Raw genomic sequence first — 301 nt, 5'->3', positions numbered from 1 at the left:
CAGGCGCCTTGATTAAGGCAGCCTTTCTTTCCAGGGCGTCATACTGAAATCCCAGGTCCTGCAATTTTCCTTTCAGGGAGATGATAGATCCTTCCGTCTTCAGAAATTCACCATAGTGTCCGTTGTGACGATCAATGTGTTTGGATTTTTGATGGCGTATGCTCTGACGAGAGGCATTAAGGGAACGAATTTATTCCGAACCGTTTTCTTAATGCCGAACTTAATCGGCGGTATCGTTCTGGGCTATATCTGGCAGCTGCTGTTAAATGGTATTCTGGCAAAGTTTGGGGTTACGCTGTCC

Annotated in this window: 1 pseudogene; it reads left to right on the top strand. The window is 46.2% G+C overall.

Going from position 1 to position 301, the window contains the following annotated elements:
- Positions 1-103 precede the first annotated feature (103 nt).
- Positions 104-301 (top strand): annotated as a pseudogene (locus NE473_RS31245) (sugar ABC transporter permease); the annotation flags it as partial.

The sequence above is a fragment of the Hungatella sp. SL.1.14 genome (assembly GCF_024460495.1).
Classification (GTDB): Bacteria; Bacillota; Clostridia; order Lachnospirales; family Lachnospiraceae; genus Hungatella; species Hungatella hathewayi.
Note: the sequence above shows the minus strand (reverse complement) of the source record. Positions and strands in the feature narration are given on the sequence as shown.